This window comes from Spirosoma flavus (genome assembly GCF_054778555.1).
The window spans coordinates 1-18,964 of the sequence record NZ_BAAGZL010000011.1 but is presented as its reverse complement, the minus strand read 5'-3'; the positions used below and the strand labels follow the sequence as shown (position 1 = coordinate 18,964).

The following is an 18,964-nucleotide window of genomic DNA, read 5'->3' as shown; positions in this document are numbered from 1 at the left end:
TCTAATAATGTTATTCTCAAACGTTTACAGTCATAACACAAGCCATGTTATATTAAAAATGGATTCTTACTTAATCAAAGATCTTATTCCTATAGGCATTGACATTGGGACAGATGGGACTGTTGATAGTTACTATAGACTACCAACTCCCATGGTGTGGATTTTTCGAATTCCTCACCCAGATGACGTAGAGACTTACACTCAAGTGGAGACGATTGTAACGAAAGTAGCCGTAAGCCTCATACCGGCGTCTGCCGAAAAAAAGGCTACAGCATGGGTGGCTCCCCTGAATGAAGACGACGAACCCGATATTAACGGGGCTTTAGCCTTTGAGGGAGTCAATTCGTATGAGGGGATATTAGTCAAATTAGGATTTACTCCTGCTTTGCCAGCTAACTAACAAGTTAGCTACCCATATATTAATATTAATCAAAGGGAGGTTTTCGTGAACGGTTTTGCAGATGGATGGAATTAATATAAGCTATTCATTCATAATAATTTATTTGTTCAATAAATATCGTTAGTTAGCCTTTTATTGGACGAAATTGATTTGACTCATCCTAATTTGTGTTGACCGTTATCTGATCCTGAAATCGAATGATTGTGAAAGCACTATTGAATCCCCAAGTACACTCTAGGTGAGCAGGAGCACTAGTTTGTCTAACCGGTACGCCGGGTCATTGCTCCGAAACAATGTAAAAGCATTTCTGTAGAGGTTCAATTATACGCCCGAAAGCCCCTGAAGAATCACGAGACAATCCCAAAATTGGGGAAGGGTTAACAAGAAGCCCCCCTTTATTTTATACAAGGGTTTTATTGAACAGGGTTCAGTATATTCGTGGGTGGAAGCACCTTCGAGTAAGGCACCTAGATTAAAAACTGATTGGAATCCGCTTCAATTGGCTACGGTAGCCGGGTAGCCTAACTGCACTCATCGGATGAAAAAACGAAATATTATTGTGATGGGTGCATCGGCCGGTGGCATCGAGGCCTTTCAACAGCTTATGGTCGGCTTACCACCTGATCTGGACGCAGCCATCTTGATCGTCTGGCACATGGCTCCCACTGTTCATGGGGTACTACCCCAGCTTCTGAGCCGATTTACCACCATTCCCGTTGCTCATGCCTATGACAACGAGCCCATTCAGATGGGCCGCATTTACGTAGCGCCACCCGATCGTCATATGCTGGTTGACAATGACCACCTCCGCGTCACCCACGGGCCTAAGGAAAACCGCTTCCGGCCCGCCATTGACCCGCTATTTCGGTCAGCCGCCTATGCCTATGGCAACCGGGTCATGGGCGTGCTTTTATCCGGGGCGCTCGACGACGGAACGGCGGGCCTTTGGGTCATCAAGCACCGGGGTGGTCTGGCCCTGGTACAGGACCCCCTGGAAGCGCTCGTATCCGCCATGCCCGAGAATGCCATCCGCCAGGTAGCCATCGATTATGTGCTTCCCGTAGCTCAATTAGCTACGAAATTGGTCCAACTGGCTGGAGAACACGTTTCAGAACCTCCACCGGTTTCTAGGGAAGTGAATGAAAAAACGAACATGGAGATTCGCATCGCAGCCGACGAGACGGCCCTGGGAATGAATGTATTCGAGTATGGTCAACCCACTCACTATGCGTGTCCGGAGTGCCACGGCGTACTCACGCAAATTCAGGAGGGTCCGCTGGCCCGCTTTCGCTGCCATACCGGTCATGCCTACTCAGCTGATACGTTGCTGGCCGCCATCACGGAGCAAATCGAGGATAACCTCTACGGGGCTATTCGTGGGGTGGACGAAAGTGTGATGCTACTCAACCGGTTAGGCGACCAACTGGCCGATGCCAATCAGCCCAAACAGGCCGGTCTTTATTTCCAGAAAGCCCAGGAGACCCTCCGGCGCGGAGAACTCATTCGGCAGGCCATCCGGGCGCAGGAGCCATTGAGTCTTGAGCGTATCCAGCAGCAGGCGACCGATATAGCCGACCATGATCGGCTTCCGGAACTACGTACTTCTGATACACCACTCCTAACCCGACAAACGCAATCCAGTGAGTAAGAAAAAAACAGCCTCGAAAAAAACCGACAAGACCGTTCCGGTTCAGACCCTGATCGTTGGCATTGGCTGCTCAGCGGGGGGCGTGGAAGCACTGACCCAGTTTTTTGAGTTCGTTACCGCTGACTCAGGCCTGGCCTACGTCGTTATTCTACACCTCTCCCCCGATTATGACAGCCAGCTTACTCAGATCCTGCAGAGTGTGGCGAGCATTCCGGTCATTAAGGTGGCCGAACGGGTAACGGTTCTCGCCAATCACGTGTACGTAGTCCCCCCCGATAAGCACCTGCAAATGACCGATGGCGACATCCTCGTCTTACCGAATGCACGGATCGAAGACCGGCGGGCACCGGTGGATATTTTCTTGCGCACCCTGGCCGAGTCCCACGGCCCCCAGGCCGTCGCGGTGATCCTGTCGGGAACGGGGGCCAATGGTTCCATGGGCCTCAAGCGGATCAAGGAAGAGGGCGGGGCGGCTTTTGTCCAGAGCCCCCGCGAGGCTGCCTTCAACGAAATGCCGCGCCATGCCATTGCCACCGGGCTGGTGGATGACATTCTGCCCGTGGCCCAGATTCCGGCAAAGCTGCTGGCCTACGCCCAGAATCGGGATACCGTCGTCATCAGCCTGGAACCCCGGCCGGATGTGGAAAACCAGCAGCAGGCCCTGCGCGAGGTGTTCGCCCAACTCCGCCAGCGCACCGGCCACGACTTTGCCAATTACAAGCGCCCCACGCTGCTGCGACGGCTGGAGCGCCGGATCAACGTCCGCAACCTGCCGGGCCTGACTGAGTACGCAGCCTTTCTACGGGAGCATCCTGATGAAACCCAGTCCCTGCTCAACGATCTGCTGATCTCGGTCACTAACTTTTTTCGCGACAAACCCGTCTTTACCACCCTGGAGCAGCAGGTAATACCGCTGCTGACCCACGAAAAAAAGGGGGATAATACCCTGCGCATCTGGGTGGCCGGCTGTGCCACGGGTGAAGAAGCCTACTCGCTGGCCATGCTGTGCGCCGAGCGCACGATGGATGTGCTGGACGCACCCCACGTGCAGATTTTCGCCACCGACATTGATCAGGCCGCCATTGCCATTGCCCGCGAAGGGCTGTACACCATCAATGATGCTGCCGATGTATCGCCCGAGCGCCTGCGTCGCTTTTTTACCCCCGAAGGTGAGCAGTACCGAATCCGCCGGGAAATTCGGGAGATGGTCCTGTTTGCGTACCACAATGTGCTCAAAGACCCGCCTTTTTCCCGGCTGAACCTGGTGAGCTGTCGCAACCTGCTCATCTACCTGAATCAGGCCGCTCAGCAACGGGTGCTGGAAACCATCCATTTTGCCCTGAATCCCGGTGGTTACCTGTTGCTGGGCCTGGCCGAAACCACCGATGGCAGCAGCGATCTGTTTGCGCCGGTGAATCGGGAACACCACCTGTTCCAAAGTCGCTCCGTACCGACACGCACCTTTCCCGTGCCCGAATCGAGTGCGTTGCCGACCTCCCAGCGGGAATCCGTACCCGAACCGGCCCCCAGGGTGGACGAGCGCCCGAACGTACGGCTGAGCTACGGGGAGTTGCACCAGCGGTTACTGGAGCAGTATGCCCCCCCGTCGATTATTGTGAATGACGAATACGATATCCTGCACGTATCGGAACGGGCGGGGCGCTACCTCCAGATTGGCGGGGGCGAGCCGTCCAAAAATCTGCTGAAACTCATCCGGCCCGAATTGCGGCTGGAACTGCGCACGGCGTTCTACCAGGCCAGCCAGCAGCAAACGAATGTCGCGGTGCGCCAGCTTAAACTGCGCCTGGACGACCAGATCCACACGCTGACCCTCCACGTGCGTCCGGTCACTGGCGAAGGCGATTCGGCCCGGGGATTTATGCTGGTCCTCTTTGAACCCACGCCCGAGGAGGATGTCGAACCAGACCGGGTGCTCACCTCGGTTGAACCCGTTGCCCATCACCTGGAGGAAGAATTGATTCGGGCCAAAACGCAGTTACGGTCGGCCAACGAGCACCATGAATTACAGGCCGAAGAACTCAAAGCGACCAACGAAGAACTACAGGCTATCAACGAGGAACTGCGTTCGTCGGCCGAAGAGCTGGAAACCAGTAAGGAGGAGCTTCAGTCCATTAATGAAGAATTGACGACGGTTAACCAGGAACTGAAAGTAAAAGTGGAAGAGATTTCACTGGTGGGCGACAACCTGCAAAACCTGATTAACTCAACCGACATGGCCACCCTGTTTCTGGACCGCAGTTTACGGGTGAATTTGTTTACGCCGACCACGCGGGAAATCTTCAATCTGATCCCCACGGATTACGGGCGGCCACTGACCGACATCACCCACCGATTAGTCGATGCCCACCTGATGGGGGATATGGAACAGGTGCTGGCGACCCTCCAGCCCGTGGAACGGGAAGTGCGAACCACCGACAGGCGCGTATATCTGATGCGCGTGCTGCCTTACCGAACGACCGACGACCGCATCAATGGGATTGTGCTGACCTTCGTCGACATCACTCCGCGCAAGGCCGCTGAAGAAGCCAACTATTTTCTGGCGTCCATCATCGAATCATCCCAGGATTCGGTCATCACGCTCAATTTTGAAGGCGTTATCACGAGTTGGAACAAAGCGTCCGAAACCCTGTACGGCTACTCGGCCGCCGAAGCCATTGGGCAGTCGCTGGGGATGCTGACGCTGCCCCAGGGCCTGAGTGAAGTCCTGAATCTGGCGGAAAAAATCAAACAGTCGCAGCGGGTTGAAACGCACGAAACCGTTCGGATCACAAAGGACGGGCAGGAATTGGCCCTGGAAGTGGTGCTCTCCCCGGTGAAAAATCTGCAGGGGCAGGTCATCGGCGTGTCGAGTGTAGCCCGTAACATTACCCAGCGTAAGGCCGCCGAAGACGCCCTGCGCGAGTCGGAAAAACGGTTCCGGCTCACCATCGAAGCCGCTCGGATGGGCACCTGGGACTGGGACCTGGCAACCGACGAGATCATCTGGAATGAGCAGCACTTCCGGCTGTTTGGTATGGAACCCCAACCTAATCCCGTCAGCCCGAGCCTTTACTTTGCGCACGTGCATCCCAATGACCGGGAACGGATTGCCCGCCAGTTGCAGGAGGCCATTACCAGTCTGGGCGTGTTTGATGCGGAGTTCTGCGCCGTGCTGGACGACGGCTCGCAGCGGTGGATGAGCGGTTACGGACGCGTAGTGGAGGAAAGCGACGGTCACGCCCTCCATATGAGTGGCGTGATGTTCGACATTGATAAGCGCAAACGAGCCGAAGAGACCCTGCGGGAATCGGATCAACGGAAAGACGAGTTTTTGGCCATGCTGGCCCACGAACTGCGCAATCCTCTGGCTCCCGTCCGCAACACCCTGCAAATGCTGGGTCTGAGCGCCGGCCAGAACGAAACCATGCGCGCAGCCATCACCTTGATGAATCGCCAGGTCGATCATCTGGTTCGGCTGGTCGATGACTTACTGGACGTGAGCCGGATTAACCAGGGCAAGATTACCTTACGGCGGGAACCGCTCGATCTGAATACGCTGCTGCAGGAGGCCTCAGCGGCCGTGCAGCCTCTTTTTGAACAGCGCCGGATCGACGTATCGGTTTCCGCACCGAATGAGCCCATCTACGTACAGGGCGATACGACCCGGCTAACACAGGTTATCACTAATCTGCTCACCAACGGAGCTCGCTACACGCCCGAAGGCGGTCACGTCTGGGTCAAGCTAGACCAGGTGAGTCAGGGAGCGGACGTAATGGTCCGCCTGCGGGTTAGCGACAACGGTATCGGTCTGGCGGATGATCAGTTAGAGCGAATTTTCGAGCTGTTTGCACAAGTCGATAATTCCCCCGCCCGTTCGCAGGGCGGGTTGGGCCTGGGCCTGACGCTGGTTAAACGACTGGTTGAGCTGCACGGGGGGCGGGTGGAAGCCCGCAGCCCTGGGCTGGGACAGGGCAGTGAGTTTCTGGTTTACCTACCCGTTTTAGCCGGCATCAACGGGCACACGGACGCTCAACCGGTTCCTGCTGATTTAGCCACGCCGAAACAACGCATCCTGGTCGTGGATGATAATCAGGACGCGGCCGATTCGTTCGCCATGCTGCTGGAATTAAGCGGCTATACCGTTGCCGTACGCTACAGCGGTGAGCAGGCGATAGTGGCTGCCGAACAAGGGCAGCCGGAGGTGGTGCTGCTCGACATCGGAATGCCCGGTTTGAATGGCTATGAAACGGCCCGGCTGATTCGGCAACAGGCCTGGGGCCGCAGCCTGATCCTGATCGCCCTGACCGGATACGGGCAGGCTGACGACAAACGGCTAAGTCAGGAGGCTGGTTTTGATGGGCACCTGGTCAAACCCGTTGAGCTGGAGGCATTGGTTCAGTTGCTGGCTTCGATATCTCCGTCGAAAAGCCGTCCGACGTCCTAACCCTTATCGCGACTCTATTGACTGACTTATCTGATACAGCCATGACTAACTCAACCGAGGATAACAAGCGGCAATGCAGGCAATTAGCCGACTACCTGGTTACGCACCGGGAGACGGTCCTGAATCGGTGGCGGATGACGGACGCGCCGGAGAAAGACCTTCAGGAGCGCACCCATTTGTCAAATGAGAAGTTAGTCGATCACCTCCCGACCCTGCTGACTTTTTTTACGCAGGGTATTGCAGGCGAGCTTCAGGAAAGCGATCTGGTGGAAAGAGTCTGTCTCTATCAGATTCACCGCTGGCAACACGGCTATCCGCTAACGGATCTGCTGGCGGAGTTAGACAACTTTTATGACAGTTTAGATACAGAAATTCAGCACTTTCTGGAACGCTATCCCCAAACGCTCCCCGGCGTGATTGCCCAGGCGTATACGCAGCTACGTCAACTGGTAAAGACCGTCAACAAGAATTTGGCCCTGCCGGTTGATCAATTATGGCAAACAGGAGCCGACGAGCAGGTGAAAACACTTCAGGCCGAGCTTGCCCGTCTCCAACAGGGAAACCGCCAGCGCGTGGATCGTCTGCGTCAGGTTGTCCATGATCTGCACAGTTACCTGGGCATCATTAGCACGGTAACGAGCTTGTTACAGAAAGGGCCCACGGATGATGACCGAGTGAAATTTCTGGATATGATAAGCCGGAATATGAGCACGGCCAACCACCTGATTAATCAACTGCTGACTGATGCTCAAGACGAAGTAGACACGTCAAGAACGTAGCTCAACCCGGCGGCAGGGTGACCGTATGCAACCAATACTGACGCAGGGATTTCATATAAATCAGCCACTGGGCATGACTGGCTGGTTTGACAATGTAGGAATTGGCACCCAGCTCGTAGCCCCGCTGAATATCCGGTTGCCTGGCTGAATGGGTTAGTAACGTAATGGGAATTAAGCGATAAGGCGAATCGTTTCGTTTTATCTGTTCGATAATGCGTAAGCCATCGTCAGCGAGCGGCAGGTAAAGATCCAGCAAAATCAATCGGGGCAATTTCTGTTTAGCCTCCAGGCAGTGGTGAAGTTGGCTAAAAGCAGCTTCCCCGGTTGAAGCGATTAGCAAATCCACCTTCGGCATACACGCCTGTAGCACAGTCCGGATTAAATCGCACTGATCCGGATTATCATCGATGATGAGAATTTTAGTTCGCTGTACGTTACGCCGGGTCGAGGCCGGTAGCCGGTAGGGCTCATCCATGATCGGGTAGGTTTCGAACGGGCGTGCTTATAAAGTGTTCATTTGACTGACCCGACGATCAAATAATACTGATTAACAGGGCGGTAACGTATTGACCTCTCCAACATTAGATTGCAGCTGCCTTTGATAGACTTCGAAGACTGCTCGTTTATATTGACCCAATAAGCGTTTAAATTGCGGATAGGATAAGGCCGATTCAGGCAAGGTGACCCGGGGGTGTGTAAGCCACTCCGGCGGGGCTTGCTGAAGTTGTTTCCAGAATAGCCAGTCCTGGTCTGACAGCTGCTTTTTCAGGTAGTCGTCTTTGGCCTGCTCTGGAGCCGTCTGCACGTCGGGATATTGTTGGCGAAAGTGCTTAATCGCCTGTACAATGCGCCCGATAGCTGCTAATTCATCGATAGTTGAGTCCATAGGTTGTCTTAATTCATGGTATCGTTGATTCCCCGTCGAAAGGATTCATTTAGTAGATCGATTCAGCCGCTATCGGGGCGGTAATTCGCTGCGTCCGTCGACGTAAAAGCGCAGTGGCTTCAGCGTCGCTGGAAAAGGTGCCGTTTACATTGACCATATGCCCAACTAACGTATCGTAACGTTTACGCATCAATAGAAAAAAAACCTGACCGAAATCCAGACCATCAAAAATGATGGCCTGGTGTCTGGCATATTGATCGAGCGTTTTGAGGAAAAACGTGGGGTGCTCGCTCCAGTGCATAGCGGGCCGGATATGGTGACCAATGTGATAGCCATCATTCCAGCAATTTTTGTTATAAGCCACATTAATGCAGGTGATGCTGTTTTTATAGGCATTACCGGGGTCGTCTGCATCCACAAAGGCGTGTTGCGTCCAGTTGCCCAGCATTTCTACCAGGCGGTAGATCACCAGGGGAAGCAGAAAGACCACCACTGTAGCCCGCCAGTTTACAAAACAGAGCAGCACGCAGACCAGGCCAAAGGCCATTTCGCCGGTAAGAGCCCGGCTGGCCAGTTTGAGCCGATTTTTTCGGTGCAGATACGTCAGCAAATTCCGGACACCTATAACGAAAAAGCGCCCGAAATAGGCCAGAAAACTGCGCCAGCTATCCCGCTGGAAGACCATCGTGCTGCTGTCATCGTCCTCCAGATTATTCTCGGCGTGGTGCATCCCAATGTGATGACTAAAGTAGGTTTCGGGTGTATGACCAAAAAAAGGAGCCAGTACCCAGGGAATGTAGTAATTCATCCAGCCATACGGGGCTCTAAACAATTGCCGGTGGCTCGTACAGTGAAGCATCAACCCAAAAGGGCCTTTAATCCCGAAATTGCTCACCCCAAAGTGGAGGGCGGCCAGGCCCCACCACAGCCAGCCCGTTATAAACGGCATAAACAGTAAAACACTGATCGGAAGCAGACTGAAACTGACACGGATGATCAGGTACATGAAAGGTAAATCACGCTCATCCTTAATCAACCGGAGAAAGAACCTATCGATTCTCGAGTAGTTTTTCCCGGTAAAGACCGGATCATGGATCGGGTTTAATGGCTTCATCGTAACGTATGAGTAAAACTCAGCCACTTTACGGCGGTAGCTGACGGTATGCATATATCCCGATAAGTCGGGGAAAATCGGATTGGTGTTTAACTACTCCAGATTAGTAGTTCTGTTTTTCCACCGGTTATGCGACCATAGCCAGTACCTAGGCGCCTGGTTAATAATCCGTTCAAGGGCCTGGTAATACTGTCGGGTAATGGCCATCGATGCCGTCCGTCTGGCCTGCTCACAGAGCAGCCGAAAGGTAAATTGGTACTGAAACCGAGCCGTTTGACGAGCCTCAATATTCACCACGGCTGCATTGGACAACACCGCCATGCGTTCGGCGCCGATCTGCACTGCCGTATCCTGATGGAGAAATGGCAGATGGTATTTGGCACTTCCAGGGCCGGGACGCTGATCGGCAATCAGGAGCAGCAAGGGTAAATCATCGGGTCGTCGCAGTACGGTTAAGGCCTGTCGGTAAAAGCTTTGTTTAGGAATCATTCGCATACCCAGATGCGACCGTAAGCGAATCAGCACCTGATCGAGCCAGCGGTTTTTGAGGGGACTATAGGCTGTATAAACCGGGTAGTCGGTCAGTTGAGGTAGCTTGGCTAGGTATTCCCAATTTCCGTAATGCGACGCCAGCAGAACGACCGGACGATGAGCCTGGTGTAAAGCCGACAGCAAATGAGGATTCGTAAACCGGGCCAGGTGCGCCCGCTGGCGGGCCGAAGAGAAGAAGAATAAAAACGGTTCGACGCACAAATCACTCATGTGTCGATAATAGGCATTCGTCAGCTTCCTGTACTGCTGGATTGACTGGTCAGGAAAGGCGTTCGTCAGGTTGGAGACGATCAGCCCGTATCGGTACCGGAGTCCATACCGAAGTGTCACAAATACAAGTAGAGAAAAACCCTTCGCGATACAGATGAGCCAATTCCAGGTGAAAGCAGGAGTTTTGTAGGCAGTTGCCGTTGCGTTAACCATAACCCAAAGTTCACCCCTTCATCTGGCTTACCCTATGATTGTAAACTGGATGACCACGATGGCTATCAGTCGCCCTACTGACCAATGTCAGCCTATCACCTGATGTTTATCAAAATGTCAGTGTTTGAGCCGGGTTAATCGGTCAATGTCCAGTAGCGTAATCTGACTGCCCGATAGCTCCAGCATCCCTTCGGTCCGTAAATCACTCAGTACCCGGATGACGGTTTCCATCGACGCACCCACCAGTTGAGCCCAGCTCTCCCGCGATAACGTTATGGACGCAGATTGATTGGCGCCCGGCATGACCGTTTTACGCTGCGACTCGTCTGAATGAGCATAAAATTTCAGGTAAACCAGCAGCAGGGCTTCCGTTACCCGTTTACGGACGGGTTGATACGCCAGTTTGAGCAGGCGTTCGTCGCGCTGGCTTAGTTCACTGGCCAGCATACGCATGAAGTAGAGCCCTATATCGGGATGATTCGGTAAGAGAGTCAGGAATTCGTTTTGCGGAATCAGACAGATTTCCGCGTCCAGCAGCACTTCGGCGGATTCGTCATAGGAACTGTCCTGTAATAAGCCCGGCAAACCGACAAAATCACCTTCGCCCGCTAAGGCCGTGATGAATACGTTGGCGGAAGCGTCCGTTTTAAAACGCTTGACTTGCCCACTCCGGATATAGTAAAGATATACCGGCGTATCACCTTCCGCGTACAGAACTTGTTTTTTGGGGTAGCGAAGGGTCGTATACGGAAGTCCATCGGCCTGACGAAAGGCTTCCAGGAAATTGGTCAGTCCGGGCTGATCGATGGGCCGATGCGACAGTTCGGCTTTTTTAAGCCGAAGTTCGATGGCCGCCAACAGGTCAATGTCGTCGATGGGCTTGGTCAGGTAATCATCAGCCCCCAAACTCATGCCACTGCGGATATGTTCGGGGTCAATTTTTGCCGTCAGAAAAATAAAGGGGATTCGGGCCGTATTGGAATCTCTGGTCAGGATATGTAAAACGCCATAGCCATCTAATTCGGGCATCATAACGTCGCATAAAATTAAATCGGGACTGGTCGAGCGAGCGAGTGCCACACCCTGTCTGCCGTTTTCAGCCTGAACAACCGAATATTGAGCCAGTTTCAGTATCTCCGCGATGTTTTCGCGAACTTCCTGTTTGTCTTCGATGACCAGAATCGTTTTCATGCCCGCTCACTCAGTAACGGCAATTGGACCGTAAAGGTCGTTCCTTTGCCTGCCTCACTCGTAAAGCTAATGGAGCCCCCCAGCAAATCCACGTAGCGTTTGGCCAGATATAGCCCCAGGCCCACACCCTGAATATGAATGGCATTTCGGGCGCGAAAAAAGAGGGTAGACAACTTGCCTTTATCCGAATCGGGAATGCCGATTCCCTGGTCGGTTACGGTAAAAACAACCTGCCTGTTTTGAATCGTGCTGGTTAACTCAATGTTCGTACCCTCGGCGGAGTACTTACTGGCGTTGAGTAACAAATTAGACAGAATATTTTTCAGGAGCGGCCTATCCAGTTGAAGCCTCACGGGTACCGTGTGAGGCTGGTAATGAAATCGCTGCCGGGGTTTAGCCGTGGCTTGTATAGACGTAATCACTTCATGGCAAAACGCGGTAAGCTCCAGTTCCTGTGGATCACTGCGCAAGTCATGCTGATCAACCTGGCTGATCGCCAGAAAATCATTGAGCATCGTAGTTAGGCTGCTTACGGCGGTTTTAATCCGTTGCACATGGCGCTCCCGGTTACCGACCTCGTCTGATCCACTATAGCGACCTATGAGCGAAGCAGAGGATAAAATGGTCATCATGGGCGTACGAAATTCATGAGATGCCAGGTTTATAAAGGATGATTTTAATTCATTTAACTCACGTTCCTGCACTAATAGTCTGCCTTGTTCTATTTCTAACTGACGACGCTGTGCCACTACACCCTGTGCTTCCCCCAGGGCGGATTGAACCCGGCCAAGTTCCTGCCGGTAGTCGGCTATCTGCTGGAGCAGTTTCCGGTTCGTTTGTTCGAGTTGAGTCAGCGAGCGTTTAGCTTCTTGGCTCTCTTCAGGTTGTTTGGTAGGTAGGTTGTTCATCGTTTTAGTTGATAAAGGAACCGTTCATGTGGGACGTATCAAAACCCTAAATCGTGAGAAAGTGGTACGTTTATTTGTGGTAAACTTCCCTTTCATATTCCGGATAAACCTGGCGGCCATTTAACAAGTAACACAGGTATCAAAAAAGGCAGTGTTTCCAGACAAAGGTGATTATTACTAAACAAATATTGTATGATGACCATCAACTCCGGTTATGATGCCTGCCGAATGGCTATTAATTCGTAACTCTTACTACGTCTGGCCACTGATCAGTGCAAGCAGCTTTGCCCGTACAGACTCAATAGATTCTTTGTGTTGAATCGCTTCCAACAGGTCGGCCTGCTGTCGGTGTTCACTGATCGATAAGGGCTGATACGTAATATCCTGCACTAACAGAAGAACACCATCCCCGGATTTTAGGTAAAGCTGATCGTACAGACCAACCTCCCCAACTAATCGATACGCTTCCATAAATAAACCGGGCTGTCCTGAATGAACAACCTCGATTAACTGCGCCAGCACACCCGTTCCAACCACATCCGGGCTTAACGTCGTTAAAGGCAAACTCATTAAATCCTCTTCGGGATAGTTGGTCAGTGCCTGTTGCATTGTGTTGACTAATTGATACTGAAAGTCAATAATTTGACCCGTTACGTTGCGAAACGCCTGTAGTAAAGCAATTCCGATTGGAGCCGCATCGATCAGTGTTCGGATGGGATCGGTAATTAACCAGTCGGGAGAGAAAAGTTCATCTTGGGCATCGTCTGGCATGGGCTACTAAGATAGACGCATTGAATCATTAGGTTGAAAAACGCAAACGAAACCTGTCTAATACTGCCAGTATCCCTTCTGCAGGCTACTAAGTAAACAAAAAAAGCAGATTACGCCAATGATACAGGGCTGTTGAGGAAGCAGGAATACTCCTAACGCCAGCAGCACACCTACCTATTATAGACATTAATGGGTAGTCGGTGAAACAGGATCAGAAAAGCATTTCTGCTACGAATGACGAATCTGTCGTAGGGTTGTTAGTAAGGAAGAATTTTTAGGTAAGCCTTCCTGATGCGCTATCAATAAAATCTGCGAGAAAGAAAACGTGTCAGACTGGGGTAACTGAGCCTGTTTCCAGGCTTTGCGAATTGTATTAATTAAAATGGTTTCTGACTGAGATGGGGGTAGATTGGCGAGTAAAATAAGTCCCCAAAGTCGTGGAGCATGTTTATCATAGAATTTTGTAAAGGCTCGTGGTGAGGGTGCTGTAAACATTTCCATAGCCGTTGATCATACAGAACAAAGATTGCCTGATTCTTCTATCTGGCCTATGACCGATGACCACAGCTTTACCGATCCCCCTCAAACATTACCTTGACGGGCATCATATCGTTACCTGCTGTGCGTCAACTGTTTCAGAGTCTAAGATGGGAGGTTTGTTTATATCGAGCGTTTTGTGAGAAATATGGTTTAAATGGTGCTTGGTCTTCCAAAAGGTTTTATTAGTCCTAAGATCTAGGTGTCCTGAACCCTTGAAAGTGAGCCAGTGAAAAAAAGAGTAAAACACTTAAATTTCACTGGTAATTGGAAAGGGAAATGAAAGCAGGACGATTCTCAGAATCGCAGATCGTGGCGATTCTTAAACAACAGGACAACGGCCAGACCGTCGCCCAGATTACCCGCGAGCATGGCATTAGCGAGGCCACGTTTTATAATTGGCGAGCTAAATATGGCGGTATGCAGGTCTCTGAAGTGAAGCGCCTTAAAGAGTTGGAGGACGAGAACCGCCGACTCAAAAAGATGTACGCTGAGCTGAGTTTACAAAACGAAATCATCAAGGAAGCCCTGGCAAAAAAGTGGTGAGGCCCGCCGAGCGTCGAATAGTGGTCAAGTGGATGGTTGATCAGAAACAGATTAGTCAACGCAAAGCCTGTCGTTGGGTGGGCCTTAGCCGCAATGCAATGGCTGAGCCAGTAGTCATTAAAGACAAGGATAAAGCACTGGCAAGCCGGATCGAGCAATTGGCCCGGCGGTACAAACAGTGGGGCGTACTGAAGATTTACCGTCGGTTGCGCAAGCAGGGAGAGTTAGTTAACCATAAGCGAATTAGACGTTTGTACAGAAGCCTAGGTTTAAGCTTACGGCGAAAGACGAAGAAACGACTACCGGAGGCTGTGCGTCGTCCGCTGCCTAAAGCAACGGCTTGTAATCAATGCTGGTCGCTAGATTTCACCTCGGATAACTTGACGGGTGGTCGTAAGTTTCGCACCTTGAATGTGGTTGACGATTACAACCGAGAAGCTCTGGGCATCGAAGTGGATTATTCACTGCCAGCCCAGCGGGTAACCCGCTTATTAGATCGGCTGGTCGAGCAGTATGGTAAGCCAGAACGATTACGCAGTGATAATGGCCCTGAGTTTATTAGTCAAGCCTTGCAGGATTGGTGCTCGGGCAAGGAAATCGGTTTACATTGGATCGAACCGGGTAAACCGACTCAGAATGCCTACATCGAACGCTTCAATGGGACCTTTCGTCGAGAGGTTTTAGATGCTCACATTTTCACGAGCATCAGGCAGGTACGGCGATTGGTAGATGAGTGGCTGTTGGAATACAACACTGAACGGCCTCATCAAGCATTGAAGTTTATGACGCCGGTTGAATACCGACAGGCGGCTTAAATTCTAGTCAAAACTGGCTCATCGAACGGGGTAAGGACATAGGCTTTATATATCATGTTAGTTCTTATATCTCGCAAAGGCACTGTATTTAGTAGACTATAATTGATACCTTTTAATATATATCCTCTGATATCAGCCTTAGACACATAACCATTTTTTATCCGGTAGGTTATTCACCTTACGCAATATAGTAAGGGCTCAACGTTATGAAAGAGTTATTAATAGTATTGCATAACTGTCTCTTAATCAGAAATCTATTAGATAGATTCCACTACTTTTTTCTTACATATGGACACTCACTACCAGAAAGACACTCAACTTAGTTATGGTTTTCAACATCAAAAAACAGAAACATTCTCCCAAGTCTATAGTGCCTATGCTCAACCTGTTTACCGTTTGCTGGTTCGCTGGGTTAAAGACGAAACAGTAGCCCAAGATTTATTACAAGATACCTTTGTAAAAGCCTGGACAAAAAGTGATTCATTTAATCCCCAGCTTGGTAGTCTATTCACCTGGATTGTGACTATCGCAAAACGCTTGACACTGGACGAATTAAAGAGTAAGCAACTCCATTCAGTAGCGCATCAATACATATATGACCAATCAACAGCAAATGCGTTTCAAGGAATGCCAGAAGGAAATGCTGAGACATTTCCCTTGGCACGATTCCACGCTAAATATCGGAAAATCATTGAGTTGATCTATTTTAAATCGTATACTCATCAAGAGGTAGCTGACCAGCTTAGTTTACCACTTGGCACCGTTAAAACTCGGTATCGATTAGTGATGCAACAATTAAAAAAGCACTATAGTAACGATATAAATCAGTTCTATTGCTAGCAAAGCTCACTTCATGTATGGCTAAGAAAAAACCGGCTCAAATGGGCCGGTTCTTTTTCTGTAATACATTTTTGAGTCTAAAGCCAGTTCCTAGTCGCTGGCCACATAAATGCTACTGTTACCCAACTATAAATGGACCTGCAATAGCCAGCACTTGTTCTTTAGTCAGGGGTTCATCGAAGGCTTCGGTAACCCGATCCATGCTGATACCCATACCTGACACTAAAGTAGATACATTGACGCCACCCTGCATGACGTTTTCTTCACCAGCGTAAATAGCCGCAGGTAATCCACCAGCGCCGGCAGCGGTGATATACGCTTTCTGGCCAACTCCATTGATCTGAGCACGCAGATAACGGATGCGAGCTGCATGGCGCGCTTCGACCGAATGAATCTGCAAAGCTGTCGTCAGCACGGCAGGAAATGGAATTAGACGACCAGCCTGACCTTTATAGGCACGAACACCAGTATCCTCAAAAGCTTGAGCAACCGCGTAATTCGTCACAACATTGGTGAATACATCTGGAAATGCTCCTTTGGCAGTAAAGTCAAACGTGGGCTTGGCAACAGCCGCACTACCTAGTGCAGATCGCAGTAAGGCAACGTGCGCATTCTCATGTTTGGCAATTTGCTGATAGTAGGGCAGGGCAGCCGTCGGAATGATACCGGAGCTAATACTACGATTGTAAAATTCAGCTTCCAGGTATTCAAGCGTTAGGGCAAAGTTAAGGATTTCAACGACCACGTTGCTCTGCGCATAGGTCTTGTTAACTACCGCAGCAAACGCCATTGGTGCTACACCTGCTGCAGCCTTCTTGAGAAAACTGCCGAATACGTGTCGACGAGAGACGTGCTCTATACGCTCATACACATCAGCATCTACCTGCTCAATTTCATTCAAAATATTTTGTAAATTCATGATTGTTAGCGTTTAGAGGTTATACTTTACGAGCTGCCATCATGCCATTGACGGTTTCTTTGATGTAAGGAGCTACTAATTGCAGCACCTCGCCCGGTACACGGATTTCTTCCAGACCTGATTGGGGGAAGATCACATCATCACCGGCGAACGTAGTACCTTGTGGTTCAATCAACGTGGCGATCAGCGATGCATGACGCGCTTCGACCGAGACAATTTTTCCGGCCAGTAGCAGATAATCAGCGTTCATAATATATTGGGCCGCTCCATTATAGGCCGATACACCCACATTTTCGTATAACCGAGCCACCGCCAATACGTTCGCCCGACTACTAAAGTTGATGCTGCTAAAGTCAGGGGTCAGCCCAGGAATAGCCGCGCTACCCAAAGCAGCCTTAAAAAATTCACGGTGAACAATTTCGTGATCCCGAATCTCGGTTAGAATCATCCGCTCGGCGTCAGTCATGTTGGTGTAGGGCGTCGCAATCACCTGGGTGTAATAGGCCGCTTCTAACTGCTCGAGCGCATAAGCGTAGTTTAGTACACCAACATCGTTAACACCTACATCACCAAGGTCAACGGTATTAAAGCCAGCGCGGGCTGAGCCGGGGCTGGATGGATCAAATACTTGATCGTGACAGGCACTCAGGGCAACACCAGCGGCTGCAGTAGCCCCGATATACCGCAGAAATAGCCGACGTCCCAAGGCCGCCGATGCCTTACCGGACAGGCCCATTAGTGCCTTGGTCTGGTCATTGGGTTGATTTTCCATTAATGAGTACGTAAGATTAGTGAATCCATCCTCGAAAATCGAAGCAGAGTTCCACACATACGCAAGGGTTTTAAAATTGGATTTATGAAAAAAAATATTATATAAAAAAAAGTGCATTTCTATTAATTTCAATAATTGGATACATATATAACTTGGTAGTAAGATGTTTGGTGATAAATCCATCCATCAAGAATGATCGTAGGTTCATGGAAATTAATCAACATATACACTCGACCATGAAAACAATAACTCATCTTTTCGACCGATTCGACCGGTTGGATACCGCCATCAATGGCTGGTTAGTCGCTCATAGTATCTCCTTACTGCGAATCTCTTTAGGGCTGGTTTTTCTGGGATTCGGGATATTAAAGTTTTTTCCAGGCATCAGCCCGATTGAGGATTTGGCAACCCGGACTACCACCATCCTTACCCTTGGTATGCTAAGAGGACACGGCGCTATGGATTTCGTGGCTGGTCTGGAGTGTATTATAGGAATTTGCTTTATTTCGGGTCGCTTCCTTCGGGTGGGTGTTTGGTTAATGGCGGCTCAAATGATCGGGGCTATGTCTCCGCTTCTCCTCTTTCCGGGAGAGCTTTTTTCTGGACCTCACCATGCCCCCACGCTAGCTGCTCAATATATTATCAAGGATATTATTTTGGTGGCAGCCGGGATGATTGTCGCCTCGACTTGGACTGGCGCTCGAATTGTAGCCAGATCTCAAAGCTTACGCAGTAGCCTAAGTCGACGAGTGCCTAGGGTGCACCGTAGTTTGGACTTTTTAAAGTCGACTCTATAGTGAGTAGAGCAGCTATATACAACTAGACCGTGAGAGAAGGCGGGCTGACTTTGCGAATCGCTCAAACAACCTTAAAGTACCCTTTCACGAAACGCCCCAATTTTGAGGCAGTACCGTAAGCCTCTGTCTCACATGGGAGCATTTTTTTGAGACGGAACATATACGAATATTAGGCTAGAGTTATTCGTTTTATAGGTTTAATAGCTACCCAACTCAAGTAGCAGCCTACGGTGTGTCTTATCCTGAATTTTATTTGGACGTTTTTCTGAACGGTGGCCGAGTAGGAGGGAAGGTGCTTGAAATGGCCTTTTTGCGTTCAGAAAAACCGTTCAATTAAATAGTGCAGCATGTTTGACGAAGTAGGGATTTATCTGAACGATTTTGGTTGACTGGAACGCCTTACTAAGGCAACGATTTTCCCGATTTTTAAAATAATAAATTCAGCTTCTGAAATAAAATTTAAATTATTTACAACTGTCTCTATCATTTTAAGTCATTGTTGTTTTAAAAAAGTTTTAACGACGTGAGACTGCTCGCTAAACTGTGTCACAGGTGAATAAAGGGAATAAAAACTCTAACTTTCACTACTATGACCAACGAGTTTGATTTTGAAGCCTTCAAA

General features: G+C 50.3%; 16 protein-coding genes. 7 read left to right on the top strand and 9 right to left on the bottom strand.

All coding sequences use genetic code 11. From position 1 onward, the window contains the following. Positions 1-151 precede the first annotated feature (151 nt). From ACYVF1_RS31530 to ACYVF1_RS31515, 4 genes are all read left to right on the top strand, one after another. The gene (locus ACYVF1_RS31530) at positions 152-400 is read left to right on the top strand and encodes a hypothetical protein (protein ID WP_461086593.1); all 249 of its coding nucleotides are present in this window, start codon (positions 152-154) and stop codon (positions 398-400) included. Positions 401-938: 538 nt separating this feature from the next. Beyond that, positions 939-2,048 (top strand): chemotaxis protein CheB, encoded by a 1,110-nt coding sequence (locus ACYVF1_RS31525; RefSeq protein ID WP_461086591.1) that lies wholly within the window; start codon positions 939-941, stop codon positions 2,046-2,048. After that, a complete protein-coding gene (locus ACYVF1_RS31520; protein WP_461086589.1) occupies positions 2,041-6,492 on the top strand; it encodes a CheR family methyltransferase in 4,452 nt (1,483 codons plus the stop codon). Before ACYVF1_RS31525 ends, ACYVF1_RS31520 begins: the two co-directional genes overlap by 8 nt. 41 nt (positions 6,493-6,533) lie before the next feature. Next, positions 6,534-7,271, top strand: a complete 738-nt coding sequence (locus ACYVF1_RS31515) for an ATP-binding protein (protein WP_461086587.1) — start codon at positions 6,534-6,536, stop codon at positions 7,269-7,271. 1 nt (position 7,272) lies between these two features. Here the strand turns inward: ACYVF1_RS31515 and ACYVF1_RS31510 are convergent, their stop codons facing one another. The 7 genes from ACYVF1_RS31510 to ACYVF1_RS31480 all read right to left on the bottom strand — a co-directional run bounded on the left by ACYVF1_RS31510 (position 7,273) and on the right by ACYVF1_RS31480 (position 13,116). After that, on the bottom strand, positions 7,273-7,746 hold the full coding sequence (locus ACYVF1_RS31510; protein ID WP_461086585.1) for a response regulator: 474 nt from the start codon (positions 7,744-7,746) through the stop codon (positions 7,273-7,275). Between the two features lie 72 nt (positions 7,747-7,818). Then, positions 7,819-8,157 carry a hypothetical protein gene (locus ACYVF1_RS31505; RefSeq protein ID WP_461086583.1) on the bottom strand — a complete coding sequence of 113 codons (339 nt, stop codon included), beginning with the start codon at positions 8,155-8,157 and terminating at the stop codon, positions 7,819-7,821. A 49-nt stretch (positions 8,158-8,206) separates the two neighbouring features. Beyond that, entirely contained in the window at positions 8,207-9,271 is a 1,065-nt protein-coding gene (locus ACYVF1_RS31500) for a fatty acid desaturase family protein (RefSeq protein WP_461086697.1), read from the bottom strand. Positions 9,272-9,364: 93 nt separating this feature from the next. Beyond that, the gene (locus tag ACYVF1_RS31495; RefSeq protein WP_461086581.1) at positions 9,365-10,246 is read right to left on the bottom strand and encodes a lysophospholipid acyltransferase family protein; all 882 of its coding nucleotides are present in this window, start codon (positions 10,244-10,246) and stop codon (positions 9,365-9,367) included. A gap of 117 nt (positions 10,247-10,363) precedes the next feature. Further along, positions 10,364-11,437, bottom strand: a complete 1,074-nt coding sequence (locus ACYVF1_RS31490) for a response regulator (RefSeq protein WP_461086579.1) — start codon at positions 11,435-11,437, stop codon at positions 10,364-10,366. Beyond that, positions 11,434-12,345, bottom strand: a complete 912-nt coding sequence (locus ACYVF1_RS31485) for a sensor histidine kinase (protein ID WP_461086577.1) — start codon at positions 12,343-12,345, stop codon at positions 11,434-11,436. The genes ACYVF1_RS31490 and ACYVF1_RS31485 overlap by 4 nt, the downstream gene beginning before the upstream one ends. 252 nt (positions 12,346-12,597) lie before the next feature. Continuing rightward, the gene (locus tag ACYVF1_RS31480; protein WP_461086575.1) at positions 12,598-13,116 is read right to left on the bottom strand and encodes a hypothetical protein; all 519 of its coding nucleotides are present in this window, start codon (positions 13,114-13,116) and stop codon (positions 12,598-12,600) included. 816 nt (positions 13,117-13,932) lie between these two features. Between ACYVF1_RS31480 and ACYVF1_RS31475 the strand changes: the two genes are divergently transcribed. Then, positions 13,933-15,014, top strand: a protein-coding gene (locus ACYVF1_RS31475) for an IS3 family transposase (protein ID WP_461086573.1) whose coding sequence is annotated in 2 segments (ribosomal slippage) — positions 13,933-14,185 and positions 14,185-15,014 — 1,083 coding nt in all. Because the reading frame shifts where the segments join, the coding sequence is not laid out codon by codon here. A 288-nt stretch (positions 15,015-15,302) separates the two neighbouring features. Beyond that, complete coding sequence (locus tag ACYVF1_RS31470) at positions 15,303-15,854, top strand: RNA polymerase sigma factor (RefSeq protein WP_461086571.1); 552 nt, start codon at positions 15,303-15,305, stop codon at positions 15,852-15,854. 118 nt (positions 15,855-15,972) lie between these two features. Here ACYVF1_RS31470 and ACYVF1_RS31465 read toward each other — a convergent pair whose 3' ends face one another. Both ACYVF1_RS31465 and ACYVF1_RS31460 read right to left on the bottom strand, forming a co-directional pair. Next, a complete protein-coding gene (locus ACYVF1_RS31465) occupies positions 15,973-16,773 on the bottom strand; it encodes a ferritin-like domain-containing protein (RefSeq protein WP_461086569.1) in 801 nt (266 codons plus the stop codon). Between the two features lie 19 nt (positions 16,774-16,792). Beyond that, entirely contained in the window at positions 16,793-17,602 is an 810-nt protein-coding gene (locus tag ACYVF1_RS31460) for a ferritin-like domain-containing protein (protein WP_461086567.1), read from the bottom strand. A 179-nt stretch (positions 17,603-17,781) separates the two neighbouring features. Here ACYVF1_RS31460 and ACYVF1_RS31455 point away from each other — a divergent pair, with 179 nt between their 5' ends. Then, positions 17,782-18,342, top strand: coding sequence for a hypothetical protein (locus ACYVF1_RS31455; RefSeq protein ID WP_461086565.1), 561 nt, complete (start codon positions 17,782-17,784; stop codon positions 18,340-18,342). Positions 18,343-18,964 lie beyond the last annotated feature (622 nt).